General features: G+C 67.6%; 21 protein-coding genes. 14 read left to right on the forward strand and 7 right to left on the reverse strand.

The features are described from left to right. The first annotated feature begins 6 nt into the window (after positions 1-6). The 14 genes from RM531_RS11400 (at position 7) to RM531_RS11465 (ending at position 14765) form a co-directional block, all read left to right on the forward strand. Positions 7-1560, forward strand: a complete 1554-nt coding sequence (locus RM531_RS11400) for a hypothetical protein (RefSeq protein ID WP_311659393.1) — start codon at positions 7-9, stop codon at positions 1558-1560. A 40-nt stretch (positions 1561-1600) separates the two neighbouring features. After that, positions 1601-3163 carry a hypothetical protein gene (locus RM531_RS11405; protein WP_311659394.1) on the forward strand — a complete coding sequence of 521 codons (1563 nt, stop codon included), beginning with the start codon at positions 1601-1603 and terminating at the stop codon, positions 3161-3163. A 106-nt stretch (positions 3164-3269) separates the two neighbouring features. Further along, entirely contained in the window at positions 3270-3836 is a 567-nt protein-coding gene (locus tag RM531_RS11410; RefSeq protein ID WP_311659395.1) for a hypothetical protein, read from the forward strand. Next, the gene (locus tag RM531_RS11415; protein ID WP_311659397.1) at positions 3833-5488 is read left to right on the forward strand and encodes a tetratricopeptide repeat protein; all 1656 of its coding nucleotides are present in this window, start codon (positions 3833-3835) and stop codon (positions 5486-5488) included. Before RM531_RS11410 ends, RM531_RS11415 begins: the two co-directional genes overlap by 4 nt. Continuing rightward, complete coding sequence (locus RM531_RS11420) at positions 5485-8265, forward strand: tetratricopeptide repeat protein (protein WP_311659398.1); 2781 nt, start codon at positions 5485-5487, stop codon at positions 8263-8265. The genes RM531_RS11415 and RM531_RS11420 overlap by 4 nt, the downstream gene beginning before the upstream one ends. After that, positions 8258-8848 (forward strand): tetratricopeptide repeat protein, encoded by a 591-nt coding sequence (locus RM531_RS11425; protein ID WP_311659399.1) that lies wholly within the window; start codon positions 8258-8260, stop codon positions 8846-8848. The genes RM531_RS11420 and RM531_RS11425 overlap by 8 nt, the downstream gene beginning before the upstream one ends. After that, positions 8818-9108, forward strand: a complete 291-nt coding sequence (locus tag RM531_RS11430; RefSeq protein ID WP_311659400.1) for a hypothetical protein — start codon at positions 8818-8820, stop codon at positions 9106-9108. The genes RM531_RS11425 and RM531_RS11430 overlap by 31 nt, the downstream gene beginning before the upstream one ends. 81 nt (positions 9109-9189) lie before the next feature. After that, positions 9190-9843, forward strand: coding sequence for a MotA/TolQ/ExbB proton channel family protein (locus RM531_RS11435; RefSeq protein WP_311659401.1), 654 nt, complete (start codon positions 9190-9192; stop codon positions 9841-9843). Further along, positions 9843-10337 carry an ExbD/TolR family protein gene (locus tag RM531_RS11440; RefSeq protein WP_311659402.1) on the forward strand — a complete coding sequence of 165 codons (495 nt, stop codon included), beginning with the start codon at positions 9843-9845 and terminating at the stop codon, positions 10335-10337. Before RM531_RS11435 ends, RM531_RS11440 begins: the two co-directional genes overlap by 1 nt. Next, entirely contained in the window at positions 10334-10840 is a 507-nt protein-coding gene (locus tag RM531_RS11445) for an ExbD/TolR family protein (protein WP_311659403.1), read from the forward strand. Before RM531_RS11440 ends, RM531_RS11445 begins: the two co-directional genes overlap by 4 nt. Then, positions 10837-11802, forward strand: coding sequence for an AgmX/PglI C-terminal domain-containing protein (locus RM531_RS11450; RefSeq protein WP_311659404.1), 966 nt, complete (start codon positions 10837-10839; stop codon positions 11800-11802). The genes RM531_RS11445 and RM531_RS11450 overlap by 4 nt, the downstream gene beginning before the upstream one ends. Positions 11803-11896: 94 nt before the next feature. Continuing rightward, a complete protein-coding gene (gene fis, locus RM531_RS11455) occupies positions 11897-12154 on the forward strand; it encodes a DNA-binding transcriptional regulator Fis (RefSeq protein ID WP_311659405.1) in 258 nt (85 codons plus the stop codon). 31 nt (positions 12155-12185) lie between these two features. Next, complete coding sequence (purH, locus tag RM531_RS11460; RefSeq protein ID WP_311659406.1) at positions 12186-13763, forward strand: bifunctional phosphoribosylaminoimidazolecarboxamide formyltransferase/IMP cyclohydrolase; 1578 nt, start codon at positions 12186-12188, stop codon at positions 13761-13763. A 6-nt stretch (positions 13764-13769) separates the two neighbouring features. After that, the gene (locus RM531_RS11465; protein WP_311659407.1) at positions 13770-14765 is read left to right on the forward strand and encodes a hypothetical protein; all 996 of its coding nucleotides are present in this window, start codon (positions 13770-13772) and stop codon (positions 14763-14765) included. Between the two features lie 19 nt (positions 14766-14784). On the opposite strand, the gene RM531_RS11470 is transcribed toward RM531_RS11465, so the two are convergent. The 7 genes from RM531_RS11470 to gatC form a co-directional block, all read right to left on the reverse strand. After that, entirely contained in the window at positions 14785-15207 is a 423-nt protein-coding gene (locus RM531_RS11470) for a secondary thiamine-phosphate synthase enzyme YjbQ (RefSeq protein WP_311659408.1), read from the reverse strand. Positions 15208-15277: 70 nt separating this feature from the next. Continuing rightward, positions 15278-15979, reverse strand: a complete 702-nt coding sequence (locus tag RM531_RS11475; protein ID WP_311659409.1) for an SIMPL domain-containing protein — start codon at positions 15977-15979, stop codon at positions 15278-15280. 48 nt (positions 15980-16027) lie between these two features. After that, a complete protein-coding gene (locus tag RM531_RS11480; protein WP_311659410.1) occupies positions 16028-16465 on the reverse strand; it encodes an LEA/WHy family protein in 438 nt (145 codons plus the stop codon). A 110-nt stretch (positions 16466-16575) separates the two neighbouring features. Next, positions 16576-17535 carry a 2-hydroxyacid dehydrogenase gene (locus RM531_RS11485; protein ID WP_311659411.1) on the reverse strand — a complete coding sequence of 320 codons (960 nt, stop codon included), beginning with the start codon at positions 17533-17535 and terminating at the stop codon, positions 16576-16578. 175 nt (positions 17536-17710) lie between these two features. Then, entirely contained in the window at positions 17711-19159 is a 1449-nt protein-coding gene (gene gatB, locus RM531_RS11490; RefSeq protein ID WP_311659412.1) for an Asp-tRNA(Asn)/Glu-tRNA(Gln) amidotransferase subunit GatB, read from the reverse strand. Further along, on the reverse strand, positions 19156-20604 hold the full coding sequence (gene gatA, locus RM531_RS11495) for an Asp-tRNA(Asn)/Glu-tRNA(Gln) amidotransferase subunit GatA (protein WP_311659413.1): 1449 nt from the start codon (positions 20602-20604) through the stop codon (positions 19156-19158). Before gatA ends, gatB begins: the two co-directional genes overlap by 4 nt. Further along, positions 20601-20888 carry an Asp-tRNA(Asn)/Glu-tRNA(Gln) amidotransferase subunit GatC gene (gatC, locus tag RM531_RS11500; RefSeq protein WP_311659414.1) on the reverse strand — a complete coding sequence of 96 codons (288 nt, stop codon included), beginning with the start codon at positions 20886-20888 and terminating at the stop codon, positions 20601-20603. Before gatC ends, gatA begins: the two co-directional genes overlap by 4 nt. Positions 20889-21145 lie beyond the last annotated feature (257 nt).

The raw sequence follows: 21145 nt of genomic DNA on the forward strand, positions 1-21145 counted from the left end.
CGCCCCATGGCACAGCGACTGCTGCTTTTCTGTTCGATTCTGGCCATGACCGGCACTGCCGCTGCATCGCCGGCGGAGGATCTGCGCCGGGATCACGGCCGCTGGCTCGCCGACACCGGGCAACCGGCGCAGGCGATAGCCGCCTGGCGCGACGTCGCCACCCCGGCAGCGTCGGCCGCAAGCGCCCTACTGGCACTCGACCTGACCGGCAGTGCGGGCGAGCATCTCGCCGACGTCGACGACACGGCCACACGACAGGAAACCCGGACCGCGCTGGCCCGGGCGCAACTCACCCGTGACCGCCCGGAACAGGTCATCGCCACGCTCGCGGACGCTGATGACCTGTCCCCCGACGAATCGCATCTGCTCGCCCTGGCCATGCTCCGCGCGGACCGGCCACGGGATGCCATCGACGTGATCTATCGACAACGCGAAGAGCGCGACCTCGCCCCGCTGGAGCAATACAACCTGGCGGCCGCCTGGATGGCCATCGGCGCCGACGAGGCCGCCGCCGAAATGCTGGACGAACTCGGCCGCTACGGCGGGGAGGAGGCCGAGCGCCGCCTGCTGGCCAATCAAGCCAATCTCGCGCTGGGCTACTGGCTGCTGGAACGCGACCGCCCCAGCAGCGCAAGAGACGTGTTCCTGCGCATGGATACCGACACCGCCCTCACCGCCAGGGGCATGCTCGGCCTCGGCTGGGCGCAACTGGGCATGCTCGAACTGCCCCAGGTGAAAACCAGTACCGATGCCCGCAGCTGCCGCCCGGGCAGTGCCCAGCTGTGGAAGGACGACGCCAGCCGCGACCAGGACAGGCGCTGGGAATGCCGGACCCGCAAGTACGACGAGAGTCGGCGCATGGTCAACTTCATTCGCCTGCGCATGGGTGACAGCACCCAGCGGGAACGGGCGCTCGTGGCCTGGCAGACCGCCGCGCGGAAGGGACCCCCCACCGATCCGGTGGTCGCCGAGGCGACCGCGGTCCTGCCCCATGTTCTGGCCGAATCCGGCGATGCCGACAGTGCGGAACGCGCCTACCGCGAGGCAATCGAGACCCTCACGCAGGCCCGGGCCGAACTGACTGCCGACAATGCGTCGCTTCCCGATCCGCTGGCGGCTCGGTTCCAGCGCCAGGAGCAGCGTCTGAAGGCCATGCGGCAGGATCTGAATGAACAGACGGATCGCGCCGGGCGCCTCGACACCCCGGGTGCGGGGCGGCAACAGGCGCTGGACCGGCTCGGTCAGGTTCTGGCCGAGCTCCGGCGCGGCGACGACTGGTCGCTGCCGCCACGCTCGCCGAGCGCGGTGGAACGGGGGCAACTCAAGCTCGGACTGGACGCGCTCGACGCCCACGACCAGGCGATCACCGACAACGGCGCGCGGCGAGCACGGTTGACCGGCGCGCTGGACCGGCAGGAAGCCGAGTTGTCGGGACTCACCCGCCGTCTCGCCGACACCGCCGCGACCGCCCGACAGACCCAGCGAGAGGCCACTGACCGAATGCTGGCCGCCTACCTGCAACAGGCGCAGGCCGGGCTGACCGCGCTGCTGAGCCCCTGAACACCCGCCGGCCATGAGGGCGCTGCAGGGCCGAGTCAGAGTGCTGCTGGTCGCGGCTGCCCTCACCGCGGCAGGGCCGGCGGCCGGGCAGGCCGAGCGGCTGCACCGGGCCGATGCGCGCTTTCAGGCCGCAACCGACCGGCCGCTTTCCGCGCTGTCACGGTTGCGGGCCCGACAGTCCGACGAGGACCCCCTGGCCGCGCAACTCTACGCCGGGGCCGGCCTGACCATGGCGGCCGGCGCCATTCTGGAACACTTTCGCGGCGCGGACGCCGCGCACCTGACGTTGGCTCGCGCCAGACTTGCCACCGGCGACCCGGAAGCCGCGATCGTCGCCCTCACCCGCATGCGGCTGCAGCTGGACCCCGAGGCCGCGTTGGCCCGCGCCCGACTGCTTGCCCGGGCCCAGTTGCACCTCGCGCGCGGCGACCCGGCCGCCCTGGCGCTGGCGGGTCAGCGCGACATCCAGCCACTGCCTCGGCTGGCCCGATACCATCTCGGTATGGCCTGGCTGCAGACCGACGAACCGGAACGGGGCCTCGGCATCCTGCAGGCACTGGGCACTTACAGCGGCCCCGATCCCGCCGGCAAGCTGCTGGCCGACCAGGCCAACGTCCTGCTGGGATTCTGGCTGCTGGACCGGGATCGCGGCAGCCAGGCACGCCAGGCCTTTCTTCGCGTGCGTCTGGATCGGCCCCTGAGCCGCAAGGCGATGCTCGGGCTCGGCTGGTCGGAGATCAGCGCCGGCGCTCTCACGCAGTCGATCCTGGCGCGCCAGCTGCAGGTCTGCCCGCCGGAGGATGCGGAGCTCTGGGCCGACGCCGAACCCCTGCACCAGATCAGCCGCCGGAGCTGCCGTCGTCGTCAGTTCGAGGACGACGAGCGCCTGATGGATTCGGCCGAGCTGCAGGCCACGGAATCCTCGCAATACCGGCGCGCGGCGGTGGCGTGGCAGGCGGCAATCCGCGGCGGTGACCCCGGCGATCCCGTGGTCGCCGAGGCCCTGGCCGCCCTGCCCCATGCATTGTGGCGGGCGGGCGACGCCGCCGGCGCCGAACAAGCCTTCCAGGGCGCCATCGGTCGGCTGGAAACCACGGCGGCCGACGCGGCGAGTGGCGCAAAGACCGGCGGGCCTACCACCACCCGGCGCGCCCTGGCCGCGATCGCGAACAATCTGCGGCGCATGCATCGGCACCTCGGCGTGCGTGGTGGCCGACTATCGGAACAACTGTCACGTTTGTCCGACTCGGCGCCGGCGCAGGATCTGGCGGCGGGGCTGCTCGCATGGCGCGCCGATGCCGGCCGTGAACCGGCACCTTCCGTGCTGCCGCGCGGGCTCATGACCATGGGTCTGGCATCCGCCCGGACCGCCCCGCCACCAATCAATACCCCCCCGGCCGAGGCGCGCATGCAGCGCCTGGCGCAACGGGTGCGGGCGCTGGCGGCCCGTCATGCGGCGCTGGAACAGCGGCTCGCGCGGGCGGTCGAACATCACCAGCAACAGCGCCGCGACATCGTGACCGAGCAACTCAACCGTTATCTTGCACACGCCCGGCAGGGGCTGGCCGCACTCTACAGGGCGGGCAATCCCGACACGCCATGACAGTTTCGGCAACGGTTGTCTATACTCGGGACTCACGCGGCGACGCTCAAGACTTCGACCGAGTTCGCCGATGACTTCAAGCGAAGAGTCCCGCAAAAGCGCCTTTATGAATCTCCCTGTCCGCCCGTTCATCGGGGTCATCCTGGCCCTGACGATGGCTGCCGCCACTGCCGCCGAACCGGATGCCGACAGCGAACTGCGGGCGCTCGATCAAGCCACCCAGAACCTCAAGCTGGAAATGCTCGATCTCGAGGCGGAGCTGACCGATCTCGAACAGGACATCAATTATCCCGCCCCGCGCCGCTGGACCGTGTTCTTCACCGTGGATCCGGCAATGACCGATTTCACGCTCGATGCGGTGGAACTCAGCGTGGACGGCACGGTGGTCGCGCGCCATCGCTACAGCGACCAGGAACGATCGGCGCTTTCGGATCAGGGCGCCCAGCAACTGTTCATCGCCGGCATCGACCCCGGCCCGCACCGAGTTCGGGTGCGCTTCGAAGGGCAATGGGACGGTCAGCCCTATCGCCGGGAGCAGCGCTTCACCGTCGACAAGCCCGAGGGGCCGAGACTGCTCGAACTGCGGCTGGCGCCCGAGGTCACCGTGGACAACGCCGGTCGCAACAACGGCGGACCGGGACTGATCGCACGCAGCTACGACGATCTGCCATGACCGTATCGGGTCCCGCGGCCCTTGGCCTGTGTGTGGCCTGCGCCGTCGCACCCGTCGGCGCCGCCGAAGCCCTGCGGGCGGCCCCGGCGGAAGAACTCCATGGCGCCCATGCCCAGTATCTTCAGCGGACGGGTACACCGCACGAGGCACTGCTCCGGTATCGGGGCACTCGCGCGGCCGGGGGCCTGACGCATGCGCGGTCGCTGCTGGCCGCGGGCCTGCTCGAACAGGCGCAGCAGACGTTACAGGCGCTGGATGACCAGCCGCCGGCCACCGAACGCACCCGGCTGTGGTTCGAGCTTGCCAGGGCCTGGCAGCAACGCGGCGCGCCCGAGCAGGCCCTGACCGCCCTGGACCGGGTGGTGATCATGATCCCGGACGACATCACCGACCGGCTTGGCGGGCTGCGCGGACAACTCCAGCTGGCGGCCGGCCAATCCGAGGAAGCGGCGGCGACGCTGCGCCGCTGGATCGATGACCACGATGACGACCTCGTTGCGCGCTACAATCTCGGCGTGGCGCTGGTACGCGCCGGCCGGAACGAGGAAGGTGCCGGCGAACTCAACGAAATCGGACGCATGGATGCGGATACGGCAAGCGCACGGGCACTACGCGACAAGGCGAACCTGGTCCTGGCATTCGGCTTTCTGGAACTCGGCCAGGGTGCCACCGCGCGCGGCCTGTTCAAGCGTATCCGTCTTGACGGCCCGTTCTCGGACAAGGCCCTGCTCGGCCTCGGCTGGTCGGAACTGGCCCCCGACGGCGAACCCCAGGACCTGCTGCTGTTGCGGCGCATCCGCTGCCTCGAGGACCCCGCTCGCCTGCTACCCGACTCTCTGCCGGTACTGCGCCGGATGCCGCGCGAATCCTGCGGCCGTCCGCGCATGTTCCGCGACCGTGACGAATTCCAGTGGGAAGACGGCGGCGAAACCGCGGAAGAACGCTACCGCCGGGCGCTACGGCCATGGCTGGAACTGGGCGGCCGCAATGCCGATGACGTCGCGGTGCAGGAAGCGCTGATGGCGACCGGCCACGCCTTCCAGCAGCTGGCGGCCAGTCAGCGGGCGGAAACCGCCTATGCCGAAGCGCTGGACCGGCTCCTGCCCCGGCGCCAGGCCACCCGGGACCTGCTGGACCGGCTGTCCAGGTCCGGCGCGGTTGCAGAGCCACGCCGGTCGGCCGATACCGCTCCCGAGGTGCGCCTGCTGCAGTCACTGGATGTGGAGGCCGCAGCGCTGCCGGTGCCGCTGGCGGACATTCTCGCCCGGCAGGACGTCCAGACCATCATTACGGACATGAACGATCTCAGCATGAACTTCGACCGCCTCGACCGCTGGCAGCAACAGGTCGCCGAACTGGAACAGCCGGTTCAGCGGGCCGTGTTCCGTGAAGTGCTGACGTCCGATACCCTGCCGCCCCGCCTGGCACAACGCCGCGACCGTCTACGCGCTGCGGCCGAGCGCATTCAGACCACCCGATCACAGCTGACCGCGACGCTGAACCGGCATGCCGACTTCCTGCGCGGGCAAACTCACCGTATCCTGAGTCGCCGCAAGGCGTTTCTCGACGCATATCTGGCCCAGATCCGGCGCGGACGGGCCGCATTATTCGACACGGCTGCTGCCGGGGCCTCGGAGGGGGGTGCACCATGACACGCTGGTTTCACAGTCTCGGCCTGGGGGTCGTGGTAGGCCTGACCACCGCACTGGCCCAGGCCCAGGACGAAGCACCCGCCACCCTCAAGAGCCTGGAGGAACGCCAGATCGAGATCACCCCCTCGGAGCCGCGTGAAGCCGGTCTCGAGGAGATGCGCGAGAACTATCGTGAACTGCTGAAACTCACGCAGGATCCCAGCGAGCGCAACCCCATTCTGCGTCGCCTGGCCGACACCGAGCTGGCCATCGCCAGCCAGTCGAGCGATCCGCGGGAACCTGCCCGCCGGGCGCTCAACATCTACCAGCGACTGGTCGCGGTGCAGAGCTACCGCGAGCGGGAAGCCGATTTGCTGTACCGCGCGGCGCACGCCGCCGACCTGGCCGGTGATACCGCCGCCGGCATCACCGCCCTGACCCGGCTGATCGACAACTATCCCGATTTCAAGCTGATTCCGGAGGCCTACTTCCGCCGCGCCGAAACCCGGTTCGTCAACGGCAGTTACCGGGTGGCCGCCGAGGACTACACCTGGCTGGTCGAGCGCGGCGAGGATGCCAACTTCTACATCCAGGCGCTCTACAAGCGCGGCTGGTCCTACTACAAGCTGGCGCGCCACCAGGATGCGCTGTCCGACGAACTCGAGGTGATCCGGCAGCTGGTCGGCACCGGCGGTATTGCCGAGGACGGCACCCTGGCGGTGGCGGACATTCCCGAGGCCAGCGCCGAAGTCGCCCGTGACGCGCTGCGCAACATGACGCTCAACTTCGCGCTGCTGGGCGCGGAATACACGCCCGCCGACTTCGTCGATCAGCAACAGGCCCAGCCCTACGAATATCTGCTGACGCAGCGGCTGATGGACTACTACCTGGAAAAGGAACGCTACACCGACGCGTCAGAAACGGCGCTGGCCTTCGCCCGCCGCAATCCGGAACACCCCCAGGCCAAGGCGCTGGAAGTAGCGTCCATCGAGGCCCTCGAGGCCGGCGGCTTCGACAAGCCGGCCCTGGAGGCCAAACAGGCCTACGTGACGCGCTACGGCATCGACAAGCAGTCCTGGTACGGCGAGGACCCGCTCACGGTGGACGAGGTCCGCGATCGACTGCAGGAATATCTGGACAGCATCACCGGCTCCCTGCACGCGGGTGCCCAGGAAACCGGGCTGACCGTGGACTACGACGCCGCCGCCGAGTGGTACGACCGTTACCTGTCCATCTTCCCGGAAACACCGCGTGCGCCGGAACTGGCGTTCCTGCGCGGGGAAGTGCTGTACGAGGCGGACCGCTTCGCCGACGCCGCCACCATGTACGAGCAGGTTGCCTACGACATGGCCCCCAATGAAAAGGCCGCGGAAGCCGGCTACGCGGCGATCCTGGCCTGGCGTGAAGCCGCTGGCGATGCCGCCGCAACCGATCCGCAGGTACTGGAATCCACCCAGCGTTTCGCGGCGGAATACCCGGCCGAGGAAAACGCCGTCAACGCCCTGGCACGCCTGGCCGAGGACCGTTATCGCGCCGGGGAACTGGCCACCGCCGACGAACTGGCGCAGCAGTTGATCGACCACCAGCCGCCGCCCACCAACACGCAGCTGGCCAATGCCTGGCGCATACGGGCCGCTGCCGCGCAGGACACCGAAGCCTATGCCGACGCGGAAACCGCGCTTCGCTGGCTGCTGAACAACGCCACCCCGCAGGACGGCGAAAACTGGGAGCAACAGCTGGCCACGGTGCTCTACAAGCAGGGCGAAGTCCTGGTGGAAGCCGGTGAGGATGAAGCGGCCGCCGAGGAATTCCTGCGGCTGCGCGACCTCGTGCCCGCCGGTGTGGCCGAAGATGTGCGTGCCACCGCGCTGTATGACGCTGCCGCCGCCCAGATCCGCGCCGAGAACACCGGCGCGGCTATCGGCCTGCTGGAATCGTTCCGCAGCGAATATCCAGGCAACGAGCTGGCCGACGACGCCACCCGCAAGCTGGCGGAGCTGCATCTGGAAGACGGCAACAAGCTGGCGGCTGCCGACGAGTTCGCCCGCATCAGCCAGCAGGCCCAGCTGGCGCCCGACCAACGGCTTGACGCCGCGATGCAGACCGCGCAGCTCAGCGCCGAGGCCGGCTCCACCGGTGCTGCCATCGCCGGCTACGAGGCGCTCCTGACCGAGCACGACCCGGACTTCGAAACCACCATCGAGGCTCAGCATGCACTGGTCGATCTGTACCAGGACTCGGGCGACCCGGCGCGGGCGGACGACTGGCGCCAGCGCCTGATCGACAGCCATGCCGCCAACGCGGGCGCCGCCACCGAACGCACCCGCACGCTGGCCGCCCGGGCCTCGCTCAAACTGGCCGGCGACAAGCGCGCCGCGTTCGATTCCACTCGCCTAGACCTGCCGCTGGAGCAGAGCCTGCCGGCCAAGAAGGACCGGCTCCAGGCGGCACTCGACGCCTACGGGCGGGCCGCGGACTACGGCATTGCCGAGGTAACCACCGCTGCCACGTACCACACCGGCGATTTGTATTACGATTTCGGGCAGGCGTTGCTGGAATCACCGCGCCCGTCGGAACTGTCCGGCAATGAAAAGGCGCAATATGAAATCCTGCTGGAAGAGCAGGCCTTCCCCTTCGAGGAGGATGCCATCGGCATTCACGAGGCCAATGTCGAGCGCATCGACAACGGTATTTACGACGAATGGGTACGCAAGAGCCTGGCGCAACTGGCTGAACTGCTACCCGCCCGGTACGCCAAGACGGAGCGCATGAGCGATGGCATTGTTACGGTTGAGTAAGCACCTGGCGCTGGTCGCCGGGGTGGCGATGCTGGCCGCCGGCTGTGCCGTGGCCCCCGGTCCCGGGCCCGACCAGGACGGTACCGCCAGCAAGCCGGCCCGAACGACCGGGATGTCCAGCGACCAGGCAGCCCGCTTCGAGAGCGGCGCCAGCGCCCTGCGCGCCGGTAATGCCGAGCGCGCGGCCGAGGTGTTCGACGCGCTGGCCCGCGAGGTGCCGGGTCTGGCCGAGGCCCACGCCAACCTGGGAACGGCGCGCATGCTGCAGTCGCGCGACGACGAAGCACGCGCGGCCTTCGAAAAGGCAGTGGAACTCGAGCCCGGCCTGACCGAGGCGCTGATCCGCCTGGGCGTGCTGTACCGGCGCGATGGCCAGTTCCAGAAGGCGGAGCAGGCCTACAAGGCGGCGCTGAATGCGGAGCCCGAGAACCGTTACGCGAATCTGAATCTCGGCATTCTCTATGACGTGTATCTGCGTCGGCCGCAGCAGGCTCTGACACACTACGAGCGCTTTCAGGCGCTCTCCGAACAGCCAGACGACGAGGTGGCGCTATGGATCGCCGACATCAAGCAACGACTCTAGCCGCCGGGCTGATGCTGGCCGTCAGCGGCGTGGCACTGGCGCAACCGGAAGGACAGCCGGCCGCCGGGCCGGAGGGCGGCAGCAACATCTTCGGTTCCCAGGAACTGCCCAAGGGCCTGACCATCGTTCCCTGGAAGAAGGGCAGCGTGGGCGACCTGACCAGCGAGCCCACCCGCCTGGTCGAGGAGCCGCTGGAACCGATCGATCCCGACGAATTCCAGCGTCGGCTGGACTACTACGAACAGGCACAAGGGCAGTAATCAGGGCCCGCGTCGGTCCCACAGGCCCGCACCGGCACCGGGCGCCGGACCGGGGCGCATACAAATCAAGGAGATTGTTCAATGGAGGCCTACAACACCATCGTCAGCTTTTTCCAGAACGGCGGGCCATTCATGTTCCCGATCGTGTTCATTCTGGGACTGGGTCTGGCGATTGCACTGGAGCGCTGGTGGCATCTTCGCCGCACCGAAATCCGCAACCGCAAGGAATGGGATCGCCTGAGCCCGATCCTGGCCAGCGGTGATTACGACCGCGCCCAGTCCGCCACCGCGGATTCCAAGGCCGAGATCGGCACCATCCTCAACTACGGTCTGTCGCGCCTGCGCACCAGCCACCGTCGCGAGGACGTGGAGATGGCCATGGAGGAGTCGCTGATGGAGACGGTACCGAACCTGGAGCGCCGCACCCATTACCTGGCGACGTTTGCCAACATCGCCACGCTGCTCGGCCTGCTGGGCACCATCATCGGTCTGATCCAGGCCTTCACCGCAGTGGCCAATGCCGACCCGGCCGAAAAGGCCGACCTGCTGTCCGCCAGCATCTCGGTGGCCATGAACACCACTGCCTTCGGGCTGATGGTGGCGATCCCGCTGCTGCTCATTCATGCCCTGTTGTCTACCAAGACCACCCACGTGGTGGATAGCCTGGAAATGGCCTCGGTGAAGTTCCTCAACACGGTACCGGCCCAGCGTCAGCAGGACGGGCAGACAGTTTGATGCGTCGCCGCTTTTCCTCCCGCCGGCGTGACAAGGACGTCGGCGAGCTCAATATCACCGCGTTCCTCAACCTGATGGTGATCCTGGTGCCGTTCCTGCTGATCACCGCGGTGTTCACCAAACTGGCGATCCTGGAGCTCAATCTGCCCAGCGCCAGTGAGCAGACCGAGCAGGAGGACAAATTGCGGCTGGAGGTGATCGTGCGCGACACCGCCCTGATCGTCGGCGATGGCCGCCGGCGCGTGGCTACCATCGAGCAGACCGATGACGACAGCTTCGACTACGACCGGCTCTCGGACATCATGCAGGCGATCAAGGCGGAAAACCCCGAGGTCACCGAGGCCAGCGTGCTGCTGGAGCCGGATACCGAATACGACATCCTGGTGAACGTGATGGATGCCGTGCGCATCGCCAAGCAGCCGGATCCGGATAACCCCGGCAAGTCGGTGTCGACCGAACTGTTCCCGGAAATCGCGCTGGGAGATGCGCCATGAGAACCTCGCGCCGCGCTCGCCGCATGGAGCGCCATCACAGCCGCCAGAACCGGCGGCCAACGATGAACCTTGTGTCGCTGATGGATATCTTCACCATCCTGGTGTTCTTCCTGCTGGTGAATGCCTCCGATGTGCAGACGCTGCCCAGCCCGAAGGATCTGGACCTGCCCGAATCCACCGCGGAGAAGCAGGCAGAGGACACCATCGTGGTAATGCTCACCCGCGACCGGATCATGGTGAACGGACGCGAGATCATCGATCACGAGAGCGCGATGGCCGGGGACGAGGCCACCATTCCGGCACTGGCCGAGGCCCTGCAGCGCAGCGCACTCGATGACCCCGAAGAAGCCGAGGAAGGCGAGGCCCCCGTCGGCCGCGGCCAGATCACCGTGATGGCACACAAGGAACTGCCCTATCGCCTGATCCGCAAAGTCATGCTCACCGGTACCGCGGCCGAATTCGGCCGGGTATCGCTGGCCGTCCTACAGGAACCGCAGGGATGAGTGCGATCGCCCTTGGTCCACAGCTGCCGTGGAGCGCGGATGACCGCGCCGACCGCCGGTTCTCCGGCATCCTGTTCGGTATCCTGCTACCGATCCTGCTGCTGTCGCTGCTGATGCCGCTGCTGCCGCTGTTCGAGTTGCCCGAGGAGGAGCAGGAAGACGAACTGCCGCCGCGCCTGGCCGAACTGGTAATCGAGCAGCAGGAAGAGCCGCCGCCGCCTCCCCCGCCGGAGCCCGTTCAACAGGAAGAGCCACCGCCGGAACCCGAGCCCGTACCAGAGCCGGAACCCGAACCGGTACCGGAGCCCGAACCCCAGCCGCAGCCCGAGCCCGAGGTGGCCGAACCCAGCCCGCAGCCCAGGGCGCGAGAATCGGGCGTGATGGCGTTTGCCGACCAATTGCAGGACGTGCGCGACAATCAGGCGACGCAGTCCGTGCGCTCGCAGCGCGACTTGTCCGCCGGCGCGGCGGCCAACACCAATACCCGCCGGTTGATCACCAACAATCTGGGTGAAGGCAGTACCGGTATCCAGTCCCAGGTGGGATCGCCCGGCGAGCTTGGCGGCGGCACCGAGCTGGCCGGCCGCAGCACCACCCGGGTCGAGGGACCGCCGGGCGGCGGTCAGGCTGTTGGCGGCGGCAGCGGCCGCAGCGGTGGCGGCGGCCAGGCGGTGCGATCGGTGGAATCCATCCAGGTGGTATTCGATCGCAACAAGAGTTCGCTGTTCTCGATCTATCAGCGCGGGCTGCGCACCAACCCCGGCATGCGCGGCACCGTGGTGCTGGAACTCGAAATCCAGCCCTCGGGCGAGGTGACGTCGGCGTCGATCGTGTCGAGCGACCTGGACAATCCGGAGCTCGAAGACAAGATTCTCAATCGTGTTCGCCTGATCAACTTCGGCGCCCAGGACGGCGTGCCGGTATGGCGCGGCAACTACCCGATCCGCTTCTTCCCGTCCTAGGGCATGCGTTACGGGTTCCACGGGTTTGCCTGTTTCCAGCTTGCGGTTATAGTGGTTGGCCGCTTACCGCTGACGCGCGTGTGCCGAATCGCCGATGACTGACCGTCGCCCGAACCAACCGATCCCGCTGAGTCATCACGTCAGCGACAGCTTGGATGAGTACTTCCGCGCCCTCAATGGCTGCCAGCCGCCCAGCGACCTGTATCGGATGGTGCTGGAGCAGGTGGAAAAGCCGCTGCTGTCGTCAGTGCTGGAATACAGCGCCGGCAATCAGTCCCGGGCCGCCGAGGTACTGGGGATCAACCGCGGCACGCTGCGCAAGAAACTGAAACAGTACGCGCTGGACCGCTAGTCCAGCGCACCGGTTCCGAAGGAGTTTGAACATGGCCGATGCCGGGCCCGTGCGTCGCGCATTACTGAGTGTTTCCGACAAGCGTGGCCTGGTCGCGCTGGCCACCGGCCTGGTCGAACAGAACGTCCACCTGCTTTCCACCGGCGGCACCGCCCGGGCGCTGCGCGAGGCCGATCTGCCGGTCACCGACGTCAGCGAGCATACCGGCGCCCCGGAGCTCATGGACGGGCGGGTCAAGACCCTGCATCCCCGCATCCACGGAGGCATTCTCGGCCGCCGGGACGTGGACGGCGCGGTCATGGCCGAACACGGCATCGAGCCGATCGACCTGGTGGTGGTCAACCTCTATCCGTTTGCCGACACCATCGCCCGGCCGGACTGCCCCTTCGCGGACGCGATCGAGAACATCGACATCGGCGGCCCGACGCTGATACGCGCGGCCGCCAAGAACCACGCCTTCGTCACCGTAGCGGTGGACCCGGACGACTACCCCGCCCTGCTCGACGCCATACGCGCCCATGACGGCGGTATTCCGACGGACCAGCGAGTGGCGCTGGCCGGCAAGGCCTTCGCCCACACCGCCGGCTACGATGACGCCATCGCCGACTATCTCGGCCGCATCTCGCCCGATGGCGGACGCGAGCCCTTTCCGGCCACCTTCAATCGTCAGTATCAGCGGAAGGCAATCCTGCGCTACGGCGAGAATCCGCATCAGGCGGCCGCGTTCTATCACGATGCGAGGCCGGCAGCCGGTAGTCTGGCCGGCGCCGAACAACTCCAGGGCAAGGCCCTGTCCTACAACAACCTGGCCGATGCCGATGCCGCCCTCGCCTGCATTCGTGCGTTCGACGGCGACGCCCCGGCCTGCGTGATCGTCAAGCACGCCAATCCCTGCGGCGTGGCCACCGGGCGCGACCAGGAGGACGCCTACCGGCGCGCCTTCGCCACCGACCCGGTATCGGCCTTCGGCGGCATCATCGCCTTCAACGGCGAGCTCGACGGGCCGGCCGCGCAGGCCATCGTCGACAACCAGTTCGCCGAGGTGATCATCGCGCCGGCGGTCAATCAGGCCGCCCGCCAGGCCCTGGCCGGCAAGAAGAATGTGCGCGTGCTGCAAACGGGCTGGCCCGGCACCGCGGCGGCGGCGCTCACCTTCAAGCCGATCAGCGGCGGCCTGCTGGTCCAGGACGACGACATCCCGCTGCTGGACGAAACCAGCCTGCAGACCGCCACCGCCCGCGCACCCACCGAGCAGGAGCACGCCGACCTGCTGTTTGCCTGGCGCGTGGCCAAATACGTCAAGTCCAACGCCATCGTCTACGCGCGCAACGGTCAGACCGTGGGCATCGGCGCGGGGCAGATGAGCCGCGTGGATTCCGCCCGCATCGCGGGCATCAAGGCCGGGGAAGCGGGGCTGGAAGTCCCGGGCGCGGTGATGGCTTCCGACGCCTTCTTTCCCTTTCGCGACGGCATCGACGCGGCCGCCAGGGCCGGCATCAAGGCCGTCATCCAGCCCGGTGGTTCCATCCGAGACGATGAAGTGATCGCCGCCGCGGACGAGGCCGGCATTGCCATGCTATTGACGGGGATGCGTCATTTCCGGCACTAAAGCCGGATGACGCGAAACATTACAAGCCGACTCCTTAGCTGCCTGGGCGCAGCCGCCCTCCTGCTGGCCAGCCCGGTCACCCATGCGGCGGATGCGGATGCCCGCGTCTGGCAGATCCGCCCTTCGCTGGATCGGCTCCCGCCTGCGCTGGATGGTTTGCTGGTACAACTGCAGCAGACGGCCTCGCCCCGTATCGCCGTGCATAACCTGACCGGCGACACCCTCGAGATTCTCGATCACGGCGATCAGCCATTCCTGCGCATCGGCCCGCACGAAACCACCGCCAACCTGGCCAGTTCGGCCTTTCACCGCAGCCGCTATGCCGAGGACCGACCACCACCCGCCAGCGCTGCCGGCGAACCGCGCTGGCAGCGGGTGGACAACGGGCCGGCCTGGGCCTGGTTCGATTCACGCCTGCAGGTGGACGGCATGACGGTGCCGACGCTGCGCGAATACGAGGACGAGGTGCTGGTCCAGCGCTGGGCCATTCCGGTGCGTTTTCGCGGCGAAGAACACATCATCTCCGGCTATTTCCTCTACCGCGACGCGCCCAATGGCCTGTACCGCACCCGCCTTGCATCGGACCAGGCGCCCGCGGCGGATGTCAGCGTCTACCCGCTGGCGGGCCTGGTGCCGGGTGTATTCATCGCCAACCGCGGCAACGCCAGCTTTACCGTCCTGGGAATCGAGGGCGAGCCCTTCGTGCGCTATATCCCCGGCAAGGTGCTGGTGAATCGCCGCAGCCCGACCTGGCGCATCGCCGCGCCGTCCGACTCGCCCATCGGTCATGAAGACAGCGGCGGCGACGGCGCGAAATGGGCCGTCGCGTCAACAACGGGCGGATTCGGCTGGCGTGACCCACGCGCCTTCCACAAGGGCGACCCGCCCGCGGACCGGAGCAAGCCCGGCGTGGTCGGCGAGTGGTCTATTCCGGTGGATGTCGAGGGCGAACGCACCGAAATCCGGGGCAGCACCGAGTGGCTGCCCGGGCACGATGGATGAAACGCGGCCTGCCCGGATGTCAGCCCGCCTGATCGCGCGTCACGGTCACCACGATCTGCCGGTCATGCCGGCCGGCACGGTGCTCGTAGAGGTACACCCCCTGCCAGGTGCCCAGGTTCAACCGGCCGTCGGTGACCGGCAGCATCAACGACATGCCGGTCAGAATGCTGCGGATGTGCGCCGGCATGTCGTCCGGTCCCTCGCTCTGGTGCACGTAGCGCGGATCGCCATCGGGCACTGCATCGGCCAGCCATCGTTCCAGATCGGCCCGGACGTCCGGATCGGCGTTCTCGCAGATCATCAGCGACGCGCTGGTGTGACGGCAGAAGACATGGCACAGGCCGGTGGCAACCCCGGCGTCGGCCACCACCGCGGCCACGTCGCCGGTGATGTCCATGGTGCCGCGGCCGCCCGTGGCGAAGGAAAGCAGTTTCTGCGGCATGGGTAGTCACCCCGTCTCGGTGGGTTCCGGCGGCTGACGGTAGGCGGCACCGGCCGTCAGTGCAAGCGAATCAATCGGTCAGGAAATACTCCACCGTAGTCACCACCCGGACGCGCTTCACTTGGGGCGACAGACGGTCACGGTCCTCGATTGAGAAATAGCCCTGGCGGGCCCGGCGAATGCCGCCCACTTCGCTGCCGGAATCCTCCGCGAACTGCTCGGCGGCCTCGCGGGCGCTTTTCGTGGCCTCCGCGATCATGTCCGGCTTGATCTCGTTGAGCTGCGTAAACAGGTACTCGGTGGGATACTCGTAATTGCGATTGAGTGTGACCCCAGCCGCGATCAACGCATTGGTTTCCTGCTGCGCGGCCTTGACCGCATCCACTCGGCCGGTACGCACCAGCGTCACTGCCTGGGCCTGGTAGCGGTCGTCGGCGTTGTTGTTGGAAAAGGCATCCCGGTCGGTGATGTTCGGCGGCCCCCGGGTGATGGCATCCGCATCGAAACCGCGCTCGGTCAGAAACGCCGCAATCGCCTCGGCATCGGCATCCAGGGCCCGATGCAGGCCTTCCAGATCATCGGCGGTGGTGGTGTAGGCCAGCGACCACAGCGCGAGATCGGCCGCCACTTCGCGTTCGGCCAGGCCCTTGACCTCCACCACGCGGTCCGCCGCGCGCAGGGCCCGGGCCGCATCGGCCACGAACCAGCCCGCCAGCGCCAGCCCGGCGGCCACGAAAATGCCGAGAATCGCGGCGCTAATCCTGCTCTGCATGCTCGTATCCCGTATTGAAACCGACCTGATGCTAGCGCATTGCAGCGATCAGGGCGGTGTCAGCGATATCTTGTCCGAGTAACTGAACGGCAGGCTCACCGGCACCCCGCTGACGCGCAGACCTCCCGCCAGGACATACGCCACCACCTTCCGGCCCTGCTTCTGCCATTCCTGATAGCGCGACATGCCGTCCAGCAGGTCGCCCGCCACGCTGATCTGCACCTGGGTCGACCCACTGGCCGGCAGCGTGAATCCATCACTGGTGGCGCCATCGGCCAGGGCCTGCCCGTCCACCAGCAACTCGTAGTCGATACCGGCAATCGCGAGCGCGTAGGCATTGGGATTGGATACATCCAGGGTGACGTCGAGTACCTGTTCGGTAAACGAGAACTTCGCTACCTGAATGTCGGCCACCCGCACCCCCGGCGATTCCGCCTGATAGGTCCGCAACGCGGCGCAACCGCTCATTACGCCCGCGAGCGCCATCCACGCGAGCCCCTGGGCTAAACGGGACGATCGATTCATACCTGCCATGCCAATCCACGTGATAAAACCATCGCCGTGGAGCCTAACGTATCCGGCCGGGAGGCGGTCGCTCACACCAGCCGGATGGGCGCCCCGTCCCGGAAAGCCAGCAGATTCTCCGCCAGCTGCCCTACCAGCCGGCGACGGGCCTCCAGACTGCCCCAGGCGCTGTGTGGGGTGATGATCAGATTGGGGATGTTCTCGGCCAGCAGGGGATGATCGGCCGGGGGCGGCTCCCGCGAGAACACATCGATCCCGGCGCCGCCGATCTCCCCGGCCCGCAGCGCGTCCGCCAGCGCCGCCTCATCCACCAGCCCGCCGCGGGCGGTGTTGATTAGCAGGGCATGATCGGGCATCCGCGCCAGGGCGTCGGCGTCGATCAGGTGGCGCGTGGCATCGGTCAGCGGGCAGTGCAGCGTCAGCGCATCCGCCTGTGCCAGCATCGCGTCGAAGGACAATCGCCCGGGCCGGATTTTGCGGGCGTAAGGACGATCGGCCAGCAGCACCTCCATGCCCAGGGCCTCGGCCACCCGGGCCACGCCGCGCCCCAGCTCACCGTGGCCAACAATGCCAAGCCGCCGACCCGCCAGTTCGGCAATCGGATAACCCAGCAGACAGAAGGTCCCCGACCGCTGCCAGTCGCCGCGGCGAATCGCGGCGTCATAGTCATGCCAGCGGGTCGCCAACGCGGTCAGCAGCGCGGTCACATGCTGCACCACCGCCGGCGTGGCGTAGCCGCGACAATTGCAGACGCTGATGCCCAGATCCCGGCAGGCATCGGTATCCACGTTATTGGTGCCGGTTGCCATCACCAAGACCAGCTTGAGCCGGTCGGCCGCTGCCAGCGCCTCGCGGTCCAGCTGAACCTTGTTGACCAGCACCACGTCGAAGCCGGCCAGACGGTCCGTGATCTCGCCCGGCGCGGTCGCATCGTGGCAGACCAGTTGATCGACCGCCGCCCGGATCGGTGCGAAGTCCAGATCGCCCCGGTCCAGCGGCAGCCGATCCAGCATGACGGCTTGAAGATGCATGATGAGCGCGGCACCGGTTGGCAAGAGTCACACGGCACTTATGGTACGCCGACATGCGGCGCCCGCTGCGGCCGACACCGGCGAGATCAACCAGGCCGATCCGGATGAATAACTGTCGCTGGAAGCACTGGCCCGGCCGGATGTGAGATCGCAGGCAGCTACCGCCTGACGCGCCTCAGGACTCGTTCAGCTTGGCCGTCATCAGCTTGTTGACTTCCTTGGGATTGGCCTTGCCCTGGGAGGCCTTCATGACCTGGCCGACCAGGAAGCCGACCACCTTGGTCTTGCCGGCCTTGTACTGCTCGACCTGATCGGGATTGCTGGCGATAACCTCGTCGACGAACGCCTCGATGGCGCCGGTGTCGGTGATCTGCTTGAGACCCCGCGCCTCGATGACCTCGTCCGCGGTGTGGCCCTCGCCCTTCCAGAGCGAGTCGAACACGTCCTTGGCGATCTTGCCGGAGATGGTGTTGTCGTGGATACGGGCGATCAGCCCGCCCAGGGCCTCGGCGCTCAAGGGGGCTTCGGTCAGATCCACCCCGTCCCGGTTCAGCGCGCCAGCGAGTTCACTGAGCACCCAGTTGGCGGCCAGTTTGCCGCCGGCGCCTTCGGACGCGGCCACCACGGCCTCGAAGTAGTTGGCCTGCTCGCGGGTGGCGGTTAGCTGGCTGGCATCGGCCGCTGACAGACCGTAGTCGGCCGCAAAGCGCGCGGCTTTGGCGTCCGGCAGTTCGGGCAGACGGCTGCGGGCGGCTTCAACGAAGGCGTCGTCGATCTCGACCGGCAGCAGGTCCGGGTCCGGGAAGTAGCGGTAGTCGTGGGCCTCTTCCTTGCTGCGCATGGAGCGGGTTTCTCCACGATCCGCATCGAACAAGCGGGTTTCCTGCACGATCTCGCCGCCATCCTCCAGCACCTCGATCTGCCGCTCGATCTCGAAGGCAATCGCCTTTTCCAGGTTGCGGAAGGAGTTGACGTTCTTGGTTTCGGTGCGGGTGCCGAATGCCTCGGTGCCTCGCGGCCGTACCGAGACATTGGCGTCCACCCGGAACGAGCCTTCCTGCATGTTGCCGTCGCAGATGTCGAGATAGCGCACCAGGGCGTGCATCTTGCGGGCGTAGGCGGCGGCCTCGGCGGGCGTGCGGATATCCGGCTCGGACACACACTCGACCAGCGGGGTGCCGGCGCGGTTGAGGTCGATGCCGGTCATGCTCTCGAAGCCCTCGTGCAGGGACTTGCCGGCATCCTCTTCCAGATGGGCGCGGGTGATGCCGATGGTGCGTGGCTCGGCACCCTCCTCCGCCACGATCTCAAGGCGGCCGTTGGCCACGATCGGAAGCTCGTACTGGCTGATCTGGTAGCCCTTGGGCAGGTCGGGGTAGAAGTAGTGCTTGCGCGCGAACACCGAGCGCGGGGCGATCTCGGCGTTGATCGCCAGGCCGAACATCACCGCCCGCCGGATGACTTCCTGGTTGATCACCGGCAGCACGCCGGGCATGCCCAGATCGATGGCGCAGGCCTGGCGATTGGGGTCGGCACCGTAGGCGGTGGACGCGCCGGAGAAAATCTTGCTCTGCGTGCTGAGCTGGATGTGGATTTCCAGCCCGATAACGGCTTCCCAGTTCATGCCTCGAAGCCCTCCGGCCGGCGCGTGTGCCAGTCGGTGGCCTGCTGGTAGGCGTGGGCGGCATTGAGCAGACGGCCTTCCTCGAACCAGGGCGCCAGCAACTGCATGCCCACCGGCAGGTCGTTCACGAACCCGCAAGGCGCGGAAATACCGGGCAGGCCGGCGAGATTCGCCGGGATGGTGTAGATGTCGTTCAGGTACATGGTGACCGGATCGTCCAGCTTCTCGCCCAGGCGGAAGGCCGGTCCCTGGGTGGTGGGACTGGCAATGACGTCCACCTGCTCGAAGGCGCGGCGGAAATCGTCCGCGATCAGTCGGCGGACTTTCTGGGCCTTCAGGTAATAAGCGTCGTAGTAGCCGGCGGACAGCGCGTAGGTGCCTACCATGATCCGGCGCTGCACCTCGCGGCCGAAGCCTTCGCCGCGGGAACGCAGGTAGAGGTCTTCCAGATCGGCCGGGTCGTCGCAGCGGTAGCCGTAGCGCACCCCGTCGAAGCGCGACAGGTTGGACGAGGCCTCCGCGGGCGCCACCACGTAGTACGTGGGCACCGCCTGATCCGTGTGCGGCAGGCTGATTTCCACGATCTCCGCCCCGCGCCCTTCCAGTTCCTGGATGCCGGCCTCCACCGCGGCGCGGGTGCGGGCTTCCAGGCCCTCGGCGAAGTATTCGGACGGCACACCCACCTTCATGCCCTTGATGTCGCCGGTCAGGGCGGCGGCATAGTCGGGCACCGGCCGGTCGACGGCGGTGGAGTCGCGTTCGTCGAAACCAGCCATGGCCTGGAGCAGCAGCGCGCAGTCCTCGGCCGAACGGGCGAAGCAGCCCGCCTGATCCAGACTGGAGGCGAACGCGATCATGCCCCAGCGGGAGACGCGGCCGTAGGTGGGCTTGAAGCCGGTGATGCCGCACAGCGCCGCCGGCTGGCGGATGGAGCCGCCGGTATCGGTGCCGGTGGCGGCCGGGGCCAGCCCTGCGGCCACCGCCGCGGCCGACCCGCCCGAGGAACCGCCGGGCACGTAGTCCGTGTTCCAGGGATTGCGAACCGGGCCGTAAAAGCTGGTCTCGTTGGACGAGCCCATGGCGAACTCGTCCATGTTGGCCTTACCCAGCGTGATCATCCCGGCAGCGTCCAGATGCTCGACCGCGGTGGCGTCGTACGGCGGCACGAAGTTGTCTAGCATGCGCGAGCCGCAGCTGGTACGCACCCCGGATGTGCAGAAAATATCCTTGTGGATCAGCGGTATGCCGGTCAATGGGCCGGCGCCGGCGGCCAGCGTGGCGTCGGCGGCTTCGGCCTGCGCCAGGGCACGGTCGGCGCAGACGGTGACCAGCGCATTCAGGTCGCCGTCGTGCCGTTCAATACGGGCCAACGCCTCGCGTGTCAGTTCGACCGCTGAGACCTCGCGGGCGGCCAGCCGCGCGGCCAGTTCGCGCAATCTGCTCATTCGATCACCCGCGGTACCAGGTAAAGGCCACCCTCGGTGGCCGGAGCGATCGCCTGAAAGGCGTCACGCTGATCACCCTCACTGACCGCGTCGACGCGCAGGCGGGCGGCCAGATCCAGCGGATGCGCCATCGGCTCGACACCGTCCGTGTCGGCCCGTTCGAGCTGGTCGACCAGGCCGAGAATGCCGGAGAGTTCGTTGGCATACTCTGGCACCCGGTCCTCATCGAGCCGCAGGCGGGCCAGAAAGGCAACCTTGCGCACTTGTTCGGGTTTCAGGCTCACGACGTTTCCGAGGGTTGTTGAAGGGCTCGGACTGCCGGCGCTCGGCGGTCTCGCGGCGCGACAAATTAGCATATTCACCGTCGCGGCTTAATCGCGGCATGGCATCAGCACGGATTCCGGAAAGCCCCGCTTTCGCCTTGCTTGCCCGTGATTCAAGGCTCGGCTAGCATAGCCGGCATTCTCACCGCGCCACCGGTCAGCGTCACCGGGCCGCGGTTTTTGCATTGGATCGCCGCCGCGCTCCCCTCGGGCAACAG

The organism is Spectribacter acetivorans (assembly GCF_031846305.1).
Taxonomy (GTDB): domain Bacteria; phylum Pseudomonadota; class Gammaproteobacteria; order Nevskiales; family Salinisphaeraceae; genus Spectribacter; species Spectribacter acetivorans.